This is a genomic window from Candidatus Obscuribacterales bacterium (assembly GCA_019744775.1).
Taxonomy (GTDB): domain Bacteria; phylum Cyanobacteriota; class Vampirovibrionia; order Obscuribacterales; family Obscuribacteraceae; genus SBAT01.
In genome coordinates this window covers 198,942-215,908 of sequence record JAIETZ010000005.1, presented here as the reverse complement: position 1 = coordinate 215,908, position 16,967 = coordinate 198,942, and the positions used below count along the sequence as shown (strand labels likewise).

Genomic DNA, 16,967 nt, shown 5'->3' with positions numbered 1-16,967 from the left:
GACAAATGACCGAGTTACAAGGCTCAGACGGAAGAGCAATTACTAATACGAATTCAGGCTATCAGTCCGATACTAACGGACTGCAACAGCAAGCCAGCAACATGATGTGCCAGAACCGACCAGGGCTTGGGCAAATGCTTAACCGCATGGCGAAGCCGGCAATGGGCGGTGCTCTGACTCCTCAAATGGATTATGGCTCTGCTCCTGCTCCCGCTCATGCTCCTGATAATTCAAGCTTAGCTGTGCCTCCTATTTACGGTAATGTTGAGCTCAGAGCTGGAATAGGGATCAATGGTATGCAGGTTCCGTCAGGTGTTGATGCCTATTCAATTTTCAATGCCACGGTGCAACGCCACGGACGCATAAGCTGGCAGGGTGGTCGTCCGCTATGGACTGATTTAGATTACAGAAATACTAGTGCCATTTACGGCGAAGTTGAACCAGGTACAAACAACATCAGATTCAACATCGAGTGCCCGGCGAATAGTCAATTAGGCAGAAGAAGGGATTCTATCCTGATTAAGCACGGACAGAATTCTGACGGTTCGGTCCAGGCTGAAATGGTAAGTTCTTATCCTTATGCTAGTTTTAGAACAATGCCGAAGGCTGTGTATTCTGGCGGCATTTCGATGCAAGAAGTTCAGCAACCGCAGCAGCAACAAATGCCCCAACAGGCAAACAACGATTCTATAGGCGGCGCAATGCCAGGCACACCGATGAATTACGGTGGCATGGAGCAGACCGCTATGCAGGGCAACTATGGTCAAAACAATCAGGGTGATCAGTCAGCCGTCATTGCTGCTCAACAAAAACAAATTGAGCAATTGCAGCAGCAAAACCAACAAATGAAAGACCAAAAGGGGCATCCTGTTAGAGATGCTGTCCTAATGATGGGTGCGATGGGACTAGGTACTGCACTGCAAATGGGTAGGCAGTACATGAACGGTGGGTATGGCGGTTACGGCAACTATTATCGCGGTGGCTACAACCGTTTTCCGGTTGGAAATGGAATTCCGTTCCTCGGCAATAGAAATCGCCGTCGCTAGGTCGAGTCCTATTTGTCGCGTTCTTCCGGATTGAGAACAGCTTGTGCCGCAGCCAGGCGCGCGATAGGCACGCGATATGGTGAACAGCTAACGTAACTCAAGCCGAGTTGCTGAGCAAAGGCTATGGACGATGGTTCGCCGCCATGCTCACCGCAGATGCCCAATTTAAGTTCAGGGCGTGTTTTAAGTCCTAAGTCAACGGCAATTTTCATGAGCTTGCCGACGCCATTCCTGTCCAATACCTCAAATGGGTTGTCCACAAAGATTTTCTCGGAAACGCCATTGTTGTCTATACCGTCAATGTAGCGTTGCAGGAATTTGCCTTCAGCATCGTCACGACTGTAGCCAAAGGTCATTTGGGTTAAGTCGTTGGTTCCGAAGCTAAAGAACTCAGCATGCTCGGCAATTTGATCGGCTGTTACGCATGCGCGTGGAATTTCAATCATTGTGCCGAACTTGTAGTTGAGGTCGACGCCTTCTTTCTGCATTACTTCTTTGGCTGTTGCTTCAAGCGATGCGCGGGCGATTCTCAATTCGTTGACGTGACCTACAAGTGGAATCATTATTTCCGGATAGACATCAATTCCCTTTTTCTTCAGAGCACAAGCTGCTTCAAAGATAGCGCGCACTTGCATGCGGCTAATTTCCGGATAGAGAAGTCCCAGACGGCACCCGCGCAGACCCATCATTGGGTTGGCTTCGTGCAACTCGTTTACTTTGCGCAGGAGAGTCTCTTTCTCCTTAAGTACAGCGCCTTTATCCCCTTTTGCTTTCAACTCAGCAATTTGCTCAATGAGGTCTTCATACTTCGGCAAGAACTCATGAAGAGGTGGATCTAAAAGACGAATGGTTACAGGCAGTCCTTGCATGGCTTCAAAGATACCTTTGAAGTCTTCGCGTTGCATCGGCAATAATTTTGCTAGAGCTTTTTCACGCTCGGCAGTCGTGCCGGACATAATCATTTCCTGCACAGCCGGTAGGCGATCTTGGCTCATGAACATGTGTTCTGTGCGGCAAAGACCGATACCTTCGGCGCCAAACTCGCGGGCAATTTTGGCATCTTCCGGAGTGTCAGCGTTGGCTCTAATTCCTAACTTGCGAGTTTGATTTGCCCATGTAAGCAAGGTGGTGAACTCATTAGTTAGTTCCGGCTCACGCTTCTCGATTGCACCCTTGAAGATTTCACCGGTTGAACCGTCAATAGAGATAATTTCGCCTTTCTTCAATGTTTGTCCGGCTACTGAAACTTCTTCTTTGTTCAAATCAACCTTGAAGGATTCGCATCCGGCTACACATGGCTTGCCCATACCGCGCGCAACAACTGCTGCGTGGCTGGTCATGCCGCCGCGACTTGTGACTACGCCTTGGGCAGGCACAATGCCGTGAATGTCATCAGGGCAAGTCTCGACTCGTACAAGAACAACTTTCTTGCCTTGCGAAGAGAGAAATTCCGATTCGTCCGGGCTGAAAACTATCTGTCCGATAGCGGCGCCTGGCGATGCGTTTAAGCCTGTGGCCAGCAAACGACCTTCTTTCTTGGCCTTTTCCTTGTCTTTGGCGTCAAAGCTAGGTAGAAGCAATTGGTTCAATTGCATTGGGTCAACACGCAGAAGAGCTTCTTCCTTGCTGATGATGTTTTCGTTAGCCATATCAACAGCAACTTTGACAGCGGCTGCAGCTGTGCGCTTACCACTTCGTGTTTGCAGTAAGTAGAGTTTGCCTTGCTCGATTGTGAATTCGATGTCTTGCATATCTCTGTAATAGGTTTCAAGGCTCTTTACTGTCAGAAGAATTTCCTCGTAGACCTTCGGCATTTCTTTAGCCATTTCGGAAATTTTCTTTGGTGTGCGCGTACCGGCAACTACGTCTTCACCTTGAGCGTTGACGAGATACTCACCGTAGAGAACCTTTTCACCTGTGCTGGGATTGCGCGTAAAGCAAACGCCAGTGCCTGATGTGTTGTCCATATTGCCGAAAACCATTGCCTGGATGTTTACGGCTGTGCCAAGATTGTGATCAATCTTGTTGAGGTTACGGTAGTAGATAGCGCGTGGGTTATTCCAGGATTTGAATACTGCCTCTACTGCGCCTGCCAATTGCTTGGCTGTATCTTGTGGGAAATCGTTGCCTGTTCTTGCTTTAACAAGAGCCTTGTATTCAACAACAAGTTCTTTCAAGTGCTCGGCTGTTAAATCGGTATCTTGTTTGATTCCCAGTTTGTGCTTTTTGTCATCGAGAATATCTTCAAAAACATCCTTGCTGATTTCCAGTACCACGTTGCTGTACATTTGAATGAAGCGACGGTAGCTATCTAAGGCAAAGCGCTCGTTGTTGGTCATCTTAACGAGTGATTCAACTGTTGCGTCGTTTAAGCCCAGGTTCAAAATGGTGTCCATCATGCCTGGCATGGAGAATTTGGCACCGGATCTAACTGATACTAAAAGCGGGCTTTTTGTGTCGCCCAATTTTCTGCCAAGTTTAGCTTCAACATGTGATAACTGTGACGTGATTTCATCCATGAGACCAGCCGGCATCTTCTGTCCGTTGTCGGTGTATTCACGACAGCAGGAAGTTAAAACTGTTATTCCGGGAGGAACGTTCACGCCGGATTCGGTCATCTCTGCCAAACCAGCACCTTTCCCGCCAAGCTTTTCACGCATTGCTTTGCGGTCACCTTCAAAAGCTTTAGCGCCTTCAGAGAACAAGAAAACTCGTTTGGTATCAATTGCCTGCACGGTTTTTTCCTTGCTGGTTAACATCGTTTGTTCCTCTTGGTATTGGTATCCTCGGTTCTAACAAAGTGGCATCACTGCCTTAGGTAAAGGTAAATCTCACTGGAAATTTCCTCGATAGCCTTTGATGTCACATCAATGACGTGACAGTCAAGTTCGCGGAAAATATTTTTGGCATAACGCACTTCTTGGCGTATCTGATCTAAGTCAGCGTATTCCGCATCTGGTGCCATGCCTAAAACTCTTGCTCTTATAGAACGAATATCTTGCAGCAAGTGCGGATCTATACTCATGCCAATAATTTTGCGTTTGTCTACTTCAAAAAGTGCCCGCGGCGGATCGACATTCATTACCAATGGAATATTTGCCGAGCGTAAGCCGTAATGGTGGGCAAGGTACATGGAGTTCGGCGTTTTGCTAGTTCTTGATACGCCTACTAAGATAACGTCGGCTTGGATGATGCCATCCGGATTTTTCCCGTCGTCATATCTAATGGCAAAGTCCACTGCCTCAATGCGTTTGAAGTAGCTTTCGTCAAGCATGTGCAGACGCCCTGGCTGTGCCATTGGCTTAGCGCCTGTCAGTTCACCGACACGGGCAATCACAGGGCCAATTAAGTCAATTGTTTCAACGTTGTATTTCTTAGCTTCACGCTCGAGAGTTTCTCTATATTCAGGAAGTACAAGAGTGTAAGCAAGAATTGCCCGACCGGCAGCAATTTGCTCAACTACTTCTGTAATTTGTTGACAGCTGCGTGCTTGCGGCAGCCGATAGATAGTTGCATAACCTGGCGGAAATTGGACAAGTGCTGCGCGGGCGACAGCTTCTGCTGTTTCACCTGAAGAATCCGACAAGGTAAAAATAATGAGTTCGTTTTCGCCAACGGGAAGTTTGGTATCCACGCCTGCTAATGTTTCCTTGAAAGGGCTGGCAATATCTTTAGCCATTTGCTCATGCTCTGCGCCAGCTGTCTGGCGCGCCACAAGGTGATTTATAGGCCGGTTAGATTAACACATTGAGAAGCTTTGTAAATTAGATCAACCTAGCTTATATAGCCACTCGCAGCGAAATGGCCTTGATAATTGGCAGCAAGTCCAATGCGTCGGAAGTTGTTCTAATCAAATTACCTTGATTCGTTTTTGCAATGCTTATCGATTGGCTATGCGCAAGACATCCAAGGTATGGCGAACGTATCTTTTCAGCTAATGCCATTTCCCAGGAAAGAGAATGGTGGACGGCAGCTGGTGCTTTGCAGTCGGCTTCGGTCATTACCGTGGCCACGCCCAAAAGCTCCACACCTTTGTTGATCATATAAGTAGCGTGCAGTGCCAGCTGTTCAAAGCTGTCTGAGGTCAACTTGGATACTAAAATGACAGGCCAGTTGAGCTCTCTAGCAAAATCAGCGGAGTCTTGCCAACCATTGCCTGTGCCTTCCGACAAGCAAAGAGGTGTTGCAGAACTTCCTGGCAATTCGACTACAACTGGGTCGGTTCCGGAAATAGCTGTTTTGACAGCAGATTGAAATTGACTTGGTTTTAAGGCACCGGGCTTGTCGGCAAATTGGACTTGATAATCAAGTGGTGTGTTGGCAATGGTAGCCAAGAATGCATATTCCGGTTTTGCTTCATGAGCGGTACCCAAAGAGATAGGTTTAATTGCACGGAGTTTCAACCCTTCCTCTTGGAGAGTGGCAGCAATGCCTGTGGCTAAAACTGTCTTGCCACAGCCGGAGCCTGTACCGGCAATTATCAATCCGGAAGGGTTGGTTCGTCTCATATGCCCTTCGCTACGGAATGATCGTTATTGCTTTGTCCTATCTTTGTTTTGATAATTTCTAGAGCTTTGTTTAATTGCACATCTCTTTTCTCTTCCGGAGTATGCGCTTTTGCCGGTTCTTGCAAATCAATCCACCAGGGACCGCGTCCAGCTAAATAATCCTTTTCTTTCAAGGAGACTTGCACGTCAGGCACAATGCCTTTTTTGTGGATGTCGGTGTCATTTGGAGTTAAGTAACGGGCAATTGTAATGTTGACGCCTGAACCGTCATCCAAGCGATTGATGCCTTGTACTAAGCCTTTGCCGAAACTCTTTTGACCTACAAGCGTGGCGCGTCCGTTGTCGCGCAATGCGCCGCTTGTGATTTCAGCCGCGCTGGCGCTACCGTCGTCTATAAGGATAACCATCGGTAAATCACAGATAGGACGACCGTCGCACATCGCCGGTGTCTTGTAACCATCACGGTCAACAGTCGAGACAATATTGCCTGAACGCAAGAACATATTGGAAATGTCTATGGCATTGGTTAAAAGTCCGCCTGGGTTATGCCGTAAATCTAAAATGAGACCTCTGGCTTTAGACAATTTGGCCAGCGCTTCTCTTACCTCAGCAGTTGCCTGTTCGGAGATGAAACTTGATAGTCGGATGTAGCCGATATTGCCGTCAATCATCTTGGCTGTTTGAACAGCTTTGACAGGAATCTGCGCCCTTATAATTTCAGACTTCAAATGTTTATTGCCACGTATGAGAGTCAACACGACTTTGCTGTTGAGTGGTCCCTTAATTTGCTTTGCTGCTTCATCGACGGACATACCCTTTGTAGATTTGCCGTCAATTTCAGCAATTTCGTCATTGGGCATTAGTCCGGCTCGTGATGCCGGTGTTCCTTCTATTGGGGCTATGACGATAATACGTTGGCTGCGATCCAGACCTATCTGCACGCCAATTCCATAGAAGTGCGCATCAATCTGCGTCTTCTCTTCATCGAAGGCTTCTCTATCTAAAAATCTTGTATAACGATCGCCCAGGCTGGCAAGCATTGTTTCAATCGCCTTGTGAGCATCATCAAGACTTGTCAGTTTGCCGTCGTAGCGATGCTCCCAACGAGACCAATTTTGTCCGTTATAAGTCGTATCGTAATAGTCCTGCTTGATAAGGCGCCAGACTCTGTCGTAAACAGAACTGGGCGTGACATCTCCCCTGAAGACCTGCTGGACGAGTTCTCTGGTTGAAGATGGTCTTCCGCTTGTATGACCGGCGACAAGGTTGCCCAGATTCATCAAGCTGGCGCCGCCTAAAGACAGAGAAATGAGGATGGTCCCGGATAAACCTAGAATTAACCAGGTTTTCTTCGATGTTTTTTTCTTATTCATGACCCTACGGCAAATTTTACCCATCAGCATTTTACCCATTTTTTGATAAGAATGGGCAATTATTAGGCGTCAAGCGTTGGGCTTAATGTTGAAGCAAGTTCGACAACTCGTCCGCATGTTCTTCTTCATTGGCCAAGATGTCTTCTAAAAGATGCCGAGTTGTCGTGTCGTAATTACCTATGCAGTTGATCATCTGTTTATAAGAGTCTACGGCAATGTGCTCGGCTATCAAGTCTTCCTTGATCATGTCTTTCAGATCTTTGCCAACTACTGGACGCGTGATCGAGTTTTTGAAGAATCAAAAAATATTTTGTAGGCAATTAAGTACCACTTTAGAAAAGAACATCTATTGGTCAATAACCTTAAAGACGAAAGTGGCATGCACCGAGTTTTGACCACGTTTAACACGCAGGAAAAACAATTGAATTCCGAGATAGAAAATCTCACAATGATTCACGTTGATGAGCCTGGCTTTGAACAAGGACTTGAATCAATTGCCGGACGTTTTTGAAGAACATTGTCGTTTTACCCGCTAACTGGGTGCAGTTAGGTTCAAATTGGTTCCCTTGAAGGCTTAAAATTGTCAAGAAATTTGGGTCGATGCCAGGGTGATACTATAAGGCTGCTGGTTTAACTAACCGGCGGTTTTATTCTCTTTGCATGGCGGGGAGCTTTCCGTGGACAATTCATCAGTTGAAATTGGCGTTTTTGGTGGGTCGGGTTTTTACAAACTCTTTGATAAGGCGGAAGAAAGAGTTATTGAAACGCCTTATGGAGCGCCGAGCGACAAACTTGTAATAGGTACACTTGCCGGAAAACGTGTGGCTTTTCTTCCGAGGCACGGCGGAAGCCATCAGTACCCTCCACACAAGGTCAATTTCAGAGCTAATCTCTGGGCTATGAAGAGTCTGGGAGTAAAGCGAATTATTGGGCCTTGTGCTGCCGGTTCTTTGCAGAAGCATGTCGAGCCTGGTCATTTCGTTGTATGTGATCAATTTGTTGATAGAACCTCCGGGCGAGCCGATACTTTTTACGACGGACCAATTGCCACACATGTTTCCTCTGCTGATCCATATTGCGGCGAAATGCGCAAATTAGCCATTCAAGCCTGCAAAGACTCAAATATCACTGTGCATCCTCAAGGCACGGTAGTTGTAATTCAAGGACCACGTTTTTCCAGCAAGGCTGAATCGAAGTGGTTTACTTCCATGGGCTGGGAAGTGATTAACATGACTCAGTACCCGGAAGCTCAGTTGGCTCGTGAGTTAGAGATGTGTTACGTCAATGTAGCCCTCATTACTGACTACGACTCGGGACTGGTTGGTGATGTTGAACCGGTTTCCCATGCCGAAGTAGTAAAAGTGTTTGAGGGTAATCTGGCTAAACTACAGACCATGCTGGTAAAACTCATTGAAAAACTCCCTGAGAAGCGTAACGGATGCGCTTGCAGCAAAGCTCTGGTCGGCGCTAGATTCGGTTAATCCCATGTTTGGAATTACCGTACACCAAGTTGTAGCGATTCTCGGTTTCATTTTTTTTCTTTCGACCTATATAGCTCTGCGCAAATTTGGTGTATCGGACAAAATTTCCTGGGGCGGAGCCATATTAGTGCTCCTTTTTGTAGCAACCTTTTGGTCGTTGGTTAACTTACACGCGAGTGAAGATGATGAAGACGAATAAATTACTGTTGAATCTCCTGACTGTTGCATTAGCTTTCGGATCAGGACCGGCAATGGCCGCCGAATGGAAAACGCCACTTATTCCTGTGAGCAAGGACTTCACGCTACCTAATGGTTTGCGTGTGGTCTTTTCGGAAGATCATTCAGTCCCGGTTGTTGCGGTGGCAATTGTCTATGACGTTGGTGCTCGCAACGAACAAAAGGGAAAGTCGGGTTTCGCTCACCTTTTTGAACACATGATGTTTGAAGGTTCTGAAAACGTCGCCAAGAATCAATTTATGGGTATTGTTGAAGCAGCCGGCGGCATGACCAATGCGTCGACACATGCCGACTACACAAATTACTTTGAAAAGGTGCCGAGCAATCAATTAGAGACAGCTCTCTGGCTGGAATCTGATCGTATGCGTTCGTTAGCTGTTACCGATAAGAATTTCAAGAATCAATTGGAAACCGTAAAAGAAGAGAAGCGTATGCGGATTGATAATCAACCGTATTCGCCGGCAGCACTTAAATTCGATGAAGTGCTGTTCGACAATTGGACAAATGCACATCCGGTAATCGGTTCATTCGAAGATTTGGAAGCATCATCGGTTGTTGATGTGCGTCGCTTCTTCGATACGTACTATGTGCCTAATAATGCGGCATTAGCTATTGTCGGTGATATTGACTCAACCAAAGCTGAGGCTTTAGTACGCAAATACTTCGCTACCATTCCAAAAGGTGCCAAGCCGCCAAAGCCGGATGTTACCGAGCCGCCACAAACCAAAGAAAAGTATGAAAAGGTAGAAGACAAGTTGGCTAAGATGCCCGCTATCTTGATGGGATGGAAGTCTCCACCGGCAAGAGATCCTGATTCGTATGTCGTGAGCATCATGCAGCGAATTTTGACCGCAGGTGAATCATCCAGACTTTATCAGCGCATGGTAAAAGGCGACCAAGTAGCTTTAGAAGTTAGCATGGGTGTTGATGAACGCCGTGGTCCATCGGCACTGGATGCAACCATTGTCTATAAGCCAGGCACGACTTCCAAACAAGCCCAAGACATTTTGTGGAGCGAACTTGAGAAGATAAAGACAGTGCCTGTTACGAACAAAGAACTTGATACGGCTAAGAATCAAATACTAAGAGCGTTGTTTGCTTCAGGCAGTTATTCCAGTCTGCAACGTTGCGTAGGCAGAGCGGAAATACTTGCTGAAAATACATTGTTTTACGGCAACCCGAATTTGCTGGATGAAGATTTGCAGAGGTACTTAAGTGTTACGGCTGCCGACATTCAACGCGTGGCAAAGAAGATGTTTACAAAGGAAGGAACTACGGTCATGGACATAGTTCCTGTCGAAAAGGCTGAGGCTAATAAAAAGGCTCAAGCCGGTAACCAGATTTAATCCGCTGACTTTAGGAGATTGACATGCAATTTAAATGGAACAGAGAATTAGTTCTCACGTTGGCGGCTTTGGTTGTAACCAGTCAAACCAATTTCGCGCTGGCCTCGACTGCAGCCAAGTCAACCGCTGTAAAAGCGGCGCCGAAAGTAGCTGCACCTGTTTCTTCTGCAGATACCGAAACCTGGCGCAAGAATCCGCCACAGACGCCTTCCCCCAGACCTTTCAAGCTGCCGACTGTTTCGTCGTATAAATTGGACAATGGTTTAATGGTTGAATTGCTGGAAGATCATCGTGTGCCTTTCGTGACAGTTGAGCTTGGCATCAAGGCTGGTTCTGCTCTTGAACCAAGAGACTTGCTAGGTCTTTCTTCAATGACGGCAAGCATGCTTTCCGAGGGCACGAAAAAGCTTAAAAGCAAGGAAATAGCCGAAGAGATTGACTTTATAGGTGGTGGCTTACGAGCTTCTGCTGACGCTGACTTTACAGTTGTTGTCGCTTCTTCTCTTTCGAAATATTCGGACAGATTGTTTAACATCATGTCTGATGTTGTGCTCAATCCGTCATTTCCGGAAGACGAGCTGAAGCTGAAGAAAACAAATCTTCTGCAAGAGCTAATCATGAAGCGTAGCGAACCGGACTTCCTTGTAAGCGAGCGCTTTGCTAAAGTCGTCTATGGTGAGCACCCGTATTCAGTAGTCGCTCCGGAGCCGGAAACGGTTGAGCGAATCAGCAAAGCTGATCTTGAAAAATATCATGCTGCGCAATACATACCGAATAATGCTGTATTGATCGTAGTGGGTGATTTTGATAAAGCTAAATTGGAAGCGACAATCAAAAATAGCTTCGGTTCAACTGTCTGGCCATCCGGCTCAATTGAAACTGCCAAAATTCAAGCAGCTCCGAAGCTTAATGGTAAGCACATCTATTTAGTAGATCGTCCAGGCTCTGTGCAATCCACATTGAGAATAGGAAATCTTGGTTTGAATAAAACCAATCCGGATTTCTTCCCGATGCTTGTTGCCAACCAAATCCTGGGAGGTGCTTCTCATTCTCGCCTGTTTACCAACATTCGTGAAAATAAGGGCTATACATATGGCGCTTACAGTGGATTTTCCGCTCGCAAGGACCCGGGTTCATTCGCTGCGTCCGCTGATGTAAGAACTGAAGTGACAACACCGTCGCTCCAGGAATTCATCTACGAGTTAGAGAAGATTCGCAACCTGAAAGTAGAAGATAAGGAAATGGCTGATGCCAAAAATTATCTGACAGGATCTTTCCAATTAGGATTGGAAACACAAGCCGGTTTGGCCCAGCGTCTTTTGGAAGTGCAAATGTATGATTTGCCGGCAAATTATTTGGAGACATACACCGATAAAGTAATGACGGTAAACCCGGATGATGTCAGACGCGTCGCCCGTAAGTACATTGACTTGGACAACATGGTTATCACTGTTGTAGGCGATGCCAACAAAATAAAGCGTGAACTTGAGCTATTTGCTCCTGTAGACCTTTATGACACGCAGGGCAAGCCCATGAAGGAAGCTACCGGCACATCGAAGCCGGGAGCATAAATAACCATGTTTAAATCAATTTGCATGGCAGCTATTGTTTTAGCTGGCGTCTTTTCTCTTACTTTCAGTCAACCAGCTGGTGCTGATGGTCCGCTAATTCCAATTAGTAAGGACTTTACTTTGCCCAATGGTCTGCGTGTAATTCTTTCTGAAGATCATTCCCGGCCGGTTGCGGCAATCGTAACCATTTACGATGTTGGCTCCAGACACGAAGTAAAAGGCAAATCCGGCTTTGCTCATTTGTTTGAGCATATGATGTTTGAAGGATCTCAAAACATCAGCAAGTCTGAACTGTCGCACTATCTGGACACCATGGGCGGCGATGTCAACGCGCAGACTTCGGTTGATTACACCATCTACTATGAATCCGTGCCGTCAAACATGATCGAAAGAATCTTTTGGGTTGAATCAGATCGCCTGAGATCACTCAAAGTTACTGACGAGAATTTCAAAAACCAGCTTGAAACCGTCAAAGAAGAAAAACGTTCTAGTTATGACAACAGACCTTACATGCCTGCTTATTTGAAAATGCAGCAAATGGTTTTTGACAACTGGGCTAATGCGCATCCAATTATCGGATCGTTTACCGATTTGGAATCATCGTCTGCTCATGATGCTCAAAAGTTTTTCAAAGAGCATTACGGACCTAATAAAGCTTGCATGGCAATTGTCGGTGATATTGACGCACCGGTAGTAGAAGAGCTGATCAAAAAATATTACGGCAGTATTGCTCGCGTGAATACACCTAGTATCCCGGCTGTAAATGAAGTGATACCAGGCAAGGCGAAGTTTGCCATCGTAAAAGACGAATACGCTGAGGTGCCTGGCTTGTTTATGGCGTGGAAGACTCCAGGTATGCGCCAGACTGATTACTATGCCATGGGACTAATTGAAAAACTTCTTGTTGATAGTGGCAAGTCTTCGATGCTGTACCAGCGTCTGGTCAAGAAAGAACAAACTTGTCTCGATGTGGATAACTACACGGAAGAACGAAGAGGAACAGGTAACTTCTGCATATTTGTAACTACTAAACCCGGTGCTACAAGTAAGCAAATACAAGGATCAATACTTGCTGAAATTGCGAAGTTGAAAGCAGGCAAAATTAGTGCCACGGATTTGCAGAAAGCAAAGAACCAGTTGGAATCTGACTTGTTTGCAAGTCCTAGTGACAGCCCGGCTAGTATGCAATCAGCTCTTGGAAGGGCATCCTTTTTAGCTATGTACGCGCTCTTTTTCGGAGATCCAAAGTTGGTGGATGCAGACATCGCAAAGTATATGGCTGTGTCTGTGTCCGATATTCAAAAGGCTGCTCGGAGAGTCTTTTCAGCTAATGCCGCTACTGTTGTCGAAGTAAAACCTTCCGGCAAGATTTAACTATCTCTTTTTTATAGCGCATGTATTATTTTCCCTACGTCCCACGTAGGAAACTTGACAATCATGCGTAAACAGACGGGAAGTATTGTTATCGGTTACAACGGGCTTTTGGCCGTTGCGCTTCTGGTAACGGCTACAACGAGCTTTTTGGTTGAACAACTAAATTGGTCTCCGTCAATTGAGACGCCATTTTCTTCTGAAATAGTGAAAGTCGAAGAAAAGACAATCAGCGCAACAGAAAATGCATGGGCGAACGTATGGCAAACATTGCACGAATTTGATGTGAATGCCAAAAATGCCATCTACAAGTGCGTCGGCAATTTCTCTGATCTGTAATTCTACTTACTAAGAACTGGTTCTTCTGAAGTGATCAGGTGATCCGCCAATTGCGCCGCCTGTCCACGTAATTCGGGCACGGCTATTGATTCCCATAGCTGACCTTTAAGTAAAGGTCCTACTACGTAAAGAACTTCCGATGATTTACCGTCTTTATCGATAAGCGCCCAGTTATCGGTAATTGTTGGTCCGAGTCCAAAAACGTCGGCACATAAAAGTCCTGAATTGCGGAGTTGTTCAACCAGGGGCTCATCGATTGTTTTGACATTGCTGTCAGCACCTGTGCAATTAATTACCCGGTTAACGTCGAAGCTTGATTCTTTGTGTTGTCCACGAAGTTTCACTGTCGCCTTAATTCCTGAAGCTGCTTCTTCCAGCGCAATAACACGGCCGGCGATGATTTTTAGCTGTCCGGATTTGATCATTGTGTCAATCATGGCGCCGACTTCAGGAGCTATGCGGTGGCGATGGACATCCCAGATGCAGCGCATATGACGAATGAATCTCTTTCTCTCAGTATCGCTCCAAGTTTTCCACAGTTGTTGTGTGACGGGACGAATTGAATCGACTGCCTGACGCCAATTTGCTTCTTTAGACTCTTCGACGCGTTTTACAAGTGCGCGAATGAATTTTGTAATTTCGCGGACAGTCGTTGGTAAGTTGCCGTTTTCAAATGGATTAGGCAAACGCACAATACCCGGAATGTGCACATTTGGCAGATAACCGTGTCGCGATAGTGCGTAGATTGTTCCTTTGTGTCCTTGTAGCTTTAGCTCAAGAGCTTTATCGATCATTGTGAGACCTGTACCGATAAGCAGTATTGGCGCATCGTGTGAAATTGGTTGACGCTGTTCTTTTGACCATGAGTCGCGGATGTAATTCTTGCTTTCATAGAATTTTGGATTCTTGATACGGACATTTGCCGGTGCAAGATTTCCTAGAGCCAATACGACGCGATCAGCGATTACTTCCTCACCATTTTCTAGTTCAATGCGTCCTTGCTTGCCGCCATTGATCAAGCTGATATTTTTTACTTCACCATGAAGGCGGCGAAATTCTACATTGGTAGCATTGTGAGAGAGCGTGTCATTTAAGATGTGCTCAATGTAAGCGCCATAACGCATGCGCGGAACAAAAGTCGCTTCAGTTACTGCTGCATCTTGTTCTTTCGCCCACTTAAAAAAGTGCTGGCTATCATCAGGAAATGCCGACATGTCCTTTGCCGGTACATTCAACAAATGTAGTGGACAAAGAGTTCCGTAAGCTACGCCTTTAGCAATTCGCTCATTGCGTTCAATCAAAACAACTTTGAGTGGTTGAGAAGCCTTGCGCATCAGTTGAACTGCGGTCATTGTTCCGCTAAAGCCGCCGCCAATAATTGCAATTGTCATCATTATTTATTACCAGTGAATATTTCGCGCTTGTGAGGACCTGTTGTTCGTGGATCAACCATAGCGTGAGTGCTTCTCACTAATGCTACAAGTTGACCCTTGGAACCTAAAACTTCTGTGTCGACGACAACTATTCGTCCTTTTTTGACGACCTTTGATTCTGCAGTAATTGGACCTTCCGGATCGTTAGTAAGCAAATTGGTGCTTATCTGAATGGAATACGGAAAGAGTTTCTTCTCCGCTGAAACAGGAGATCCAATTGTGCCGACAATAGCCGCTGAGGCTACCTCGTCAGCGAGGATAACAATTGCGCCTGCGTGATAGACCTGCGAAGGCTGCATGACTTGATGACTCAAGGGCAAGTGTCCGCGAGCGTAACCATCACGTACTTCGTCTATTTTGCCGCCCAGGTCGTGGAGCATGGCGGGGAAGCTTCTATTCGTTTTTGTTGTTTCGTTTGTCATATCTGATATATTATCTCTCTCCGCCAGGCTTTACTGGCGTTAGCTTACCCTTCTGGAAAATTTTGTCATGAAGTCCTTGCTTGACAGCCTCAATAATAGATTTGAAAAGGCGCTAGTCGCTGCCTTTGGTGACGGCTTTGCTGCTAAGAACGGCTCTAAGGAAAGTCTTGTAGTACCGGCTTCTAATCCAAGCTTTGGCGATTTTCAATGTAATTCCTCGTTGGCGTTGTCCAAGGAACTCAAGCAGCAGCCCAGGCAGATTGCCGACAAGATACTAGAACATCTTGATATTTCCGATATTTGCGAAAAGCCAACCATTGCCGGACCTGGCTTTATCAACCTGACGCTTAAACCGGAATATATCGCCAAGTCTCTTGAACAAATTAAGTCGGACAGTCGCTTGGGTGTGCCCAAAGCCGCCAAGCCGAAAAACGTAGTCATAGACATGTCCAGTCCAAACATCGCCAAGGAAATGCATGTAGGGCATTTACGTTCGACAATTATTGGTGACAGCATTTCTAAGGTTATTGAGTTTCTGGGACATAAGTTGTTGCGCGTCAATCACGTAGGTGATTGGGGTACGCAGTTTGGCATGCTCATAACTTACCTCGCTGAAGTTTGTCCAGAGGCGCTGACTACTGCTGATCACATTGAGATTGGTGATTTAGTTACCTTTTACAAACAAGCAAAAGTTCGATTTGACGAAGACGAAGATTTTAAAACACGAGCAAGACAAGCTGTTGTGAAATTGCAAGCGGGCGATGAAGGACATCTTCATGCATGGAAACTTCTTTGCGATCAATCAAGACGTGAGTTTCAAGAGATTTACGATATCTTGCATATTGAAAATCTTGTCGAGCGTGGAGAGTCTTTCTACAATCCCATGCTTGAACAAGTAGTATCAGATTTGACGAAAACTGGATTGCTTGTCGAAGACCAAGGTGCCCTCTGTGTTTTCCTTGAAGAGTTCAAAGGTAAAGACGGTAAAATTCAACCTTGTATCGTTCGCAAGTCGGATGGTGGATTTAACTACGCCACCACAGATTTGGCAGCGTTGCGGTACCGAGTGACCAACGACAAAGCCGATGAAATCATTTACGTTATCGATGTTGGACAATCCGAACACTTGAAGCAGGTATTTGCGGTGGCTGCTAAAGCAGGATTTGTGTCATCAAACGTTCATTTGTTGCATGTTCCTTTCGGACTAGTACTCGGCGAAGACGGCAAAAAGCTCAAGACGAGATCCGGTGAAACGGTTAAGCTCAAGGACCTTCTGAATGAAGCAGTGAAGAAGGCTCGACAGGACTTGGAATTACGATTACTTGCCGAACTGCGAACTGAGACGGAACAATTCAAAGAAGAGGTCTCAACGGCAGTAGGTATTGGCGCAGTTAAATACGCTGACCTGAGCCAGAACCGCATTACCAATTACATGTTCAGCTTCGATAAGATGCTGGCATTGCAGGGCAATACAGCGCCTTACATGATGTATGCCTATGTCAGAGTGCAGGGCATCAGCCGCAAGGGCGGAATCGATTTCTCAAAACTAGGCAGCGATGCGCACGTCGTATTAAAGGAAGATGCAGAAATTACTTTAGCAAAGCATCTTTTGCAATTGGATGAAGTGCTTGAATCTGTCGCCGCTGAAGGCATGCCGAATAGACTCTGCCAATATCTATTTGAACTCAGCCAGAAATTCAATGTCTTCTACGACAATTGCCCTGTATTGAATGCTGAAGAGCCAACGAGGACATCTAGACTTATTCTCTGCGATATAACTGCTAGAACAATCAAGCTTGGCTTGAACCTGCTTGGCATATCTGTTCTCGAACGGATGTAA

Annotated in this window: 15 protein-coding genes; 8 read left to right on the top strand and 7 right to left on the bottom strand. The window is 46.0% G+C overall.

Features of this window, described 5'->3' with window-relative positions:
• Positions 1–5 precede the first annotated feature (5 nt).
• Positions 6–1,046 (top strand): hypothetical protein, encoded by a 1,041-nt coding sequence (locus K2Y22_13355; GenBank protein ID MBX9879442.1) that lies wholly within the window; start codon positions 6–8, stop codon positions 1,044–1,046.
• A gap of 8 nt (positions 1,047–1,054) precedes the next feature.
• On the opposite strand, the gene ppdK is transcribed toward K2Y22_13355, so the two are convergent.
• The 5 genes from ppdK to K2Y22_13330 form a co-directional block, all read right to left on the bottom strand.
• Positions 1,055–3,805 carry a pyruvate, phosphate dikinase gene (gene ppdK / locus K2Y22_13350; GenBank protein MBX9879441.1) on the bottom strand — a complete coding sequence of 917 codons (2,751 nt, stop codon included), beginning with the start codon at positions 3,803–3,805 and terminating at the stop codon, positions 1,055–1,057.
• 47 nt (positions 3,806–3,852) lie between these two features.
• The gene (locus K2Y22_13345) at positions 3,853–4,725 is read right to left on the bottom strand and encodes a kinase/pyrophosphorylase (protein MBX9879440.1); all 873 of its coding nucleotides are present in this window, start codon (positions 4,723–4,725) and stop codon (positions 3,853–3,855) included.
• A gap of 100 nt (positions 4,726–4,825) precedes the next feature.
• The gene (locus K2Y22_13340; GenBank protein ID MBX9879439.1) at positions 4,826–5,554 is read right to left on the bottom strand and encodes a dethiobiotin synthase; all 729 of its coding nucleotides are present in this window, start codon (positions 5,552–5,554) and stop codon (positions 4,826–4,828) included.
• Positions 5,551–6,927 carry a S41 family peptidase gene (locus K2Y22_13335; GenBank protein MBX9879438.1) on the bottom strand — a complete coding sequence of 459 codons (1,377 nt, stop codon included), beginning with the start codon at positions 6,925–6,927 and terminating at the stop codon, positions 5,551–5,553. Before K2Y22_13335 ends, K2Y22_13340 begins: the two co-directional genes overlap by 4 nt.
• Before the next feature lie 82 nt (positions 6,928–7,009).
• Positions 7,010–7,174 carry a hypothetical protein gene (locus K2Y22_13330; GenBank protein ID MBX9879437.1) on the bottom strand — a complete coding sequence of 55 codons (165 nt, stop codon included), beginning with the start codon at positions 7,172–7,174 and terminating at the stop codon, positions 7,010–7,012.
• Positions 7,175–7,276: 102 nt separating this feature from the next.
• On the opposite strand from K2Y22_13330, the gene K2Y22_13325 reads away from it, so the two are divergent.
• From K2Y22_13325 to K2Y22_13300, 6 genes are all read left to right on the top strand, one after another.
• On the top strand, positions 7,277–7,438 hold the full coding sequence (locus K2Y22_13325; GenBank protein ID MBX9879436.1) for a hypothetical protein: 162 nt from the start codon (positions 7,277–7,279) through the stop codon (positions 7,436–7,438).
• A gap of 166 nt (positions 7,439–7,604) precedes the next feature.
• Positions 7,605–8,408 carry an S-methyl-5'-thioadenosine phosphorylase gene (locus K2Y22_13320; protein MBX9879435.1) on the top strand — a complete coding sequence of 268 codons (804 nt, stop codon included), beginning with the start codon at positions 7,605–7,607 and terminating at the stop codon, positions 8,406–8,408.
• A gap of 182 nt (positions 8,409–8,590) precedes the next feature.
• The gene (locus tag K2Y22_13315) at positions 8,591–9,991 is read left to right on the top strand and encodes an insulinase family protein (protein ID MBX9879434.1); all 1,401 of its coding nucleotides are present in this window, start codon (positions 8,591–8,593) and stop codon (positions 9,989–9,991) included.
• 23 nt (positions 9,992–10,014) lie between these two features.
• On the top strand, positions 10,015–11,562 hold the full coding sequence (locus K2Y22_13310) for an insulinase family protein (protein ID MBX9879433.1): 1,548 nt from the start codon (positions 10,015–10,017) through the stop codon (positions 11,560–11,562).
• 6 nt (positions 11,563–11,568) lie between these two features.
• A complete protein-coding gene (locus tag K2Y22_13305; GenBank protein MBX9879432.1) occupies positions 11,569–12,936 on the top strand; it encodes an insulinase family protein in 1,368 nt (455 codons plus the stop codon).
• A gap of 63 nt (positions 12,937–12,999) precedes the next feature.
• Entirely contained in the window at positions 13,000–13,272 is a 273-nt protein-coding gene (locus K2Y22_13300) for a hypothetical protein (protein MBX9879431.1), read from the top strand.
• 2 nt (positions 13,273–13,274) lie between these two features.
• Here K2Y22_13300 and K2Y22_13295 read toward each other — a convergent pair whose 3' ends face one another.
• On the bottom strand, positions 13,275–14,666 hold the full coding sequence (locus K2Y22_13295) for an FAD/NAD(P)-binding protein (protein MBX9879430.1): 1,392 nt from the start codon (positions 14,664–14,666) through the stop codon (positions 13,275–13,277).
• Complete coding sequence (locus tag K2Y22_13290) at positions 14,666–15,127, bottom strand: PaaI family thioesterase (GenBank protein MBX9879429.1); 462 nt, start codon at positions 15,125–15,127, stop codon at positions 14,666–14,668. The genes K2Y22_13295 and K2Y22_13290 overlap by 1 nt, the downstream gene beginning before the upstream one ends.
• Positions 15,128–15,194: 67 nt before the next feature.
• Between K2Y22_13290 and argS the strand changes: the two genes are divergently transcribed.
• Positions 15,195–16,967 (top strand): arginine--tRNA ligase, encoded by a 1,773-nt coding sequence (gene argS, locus K2Y22_13285; GenBank protein MBX9879428.1) that lies wholly within the window; start codon positions 15,195–15,197, stop codon positions 16,965–16,967.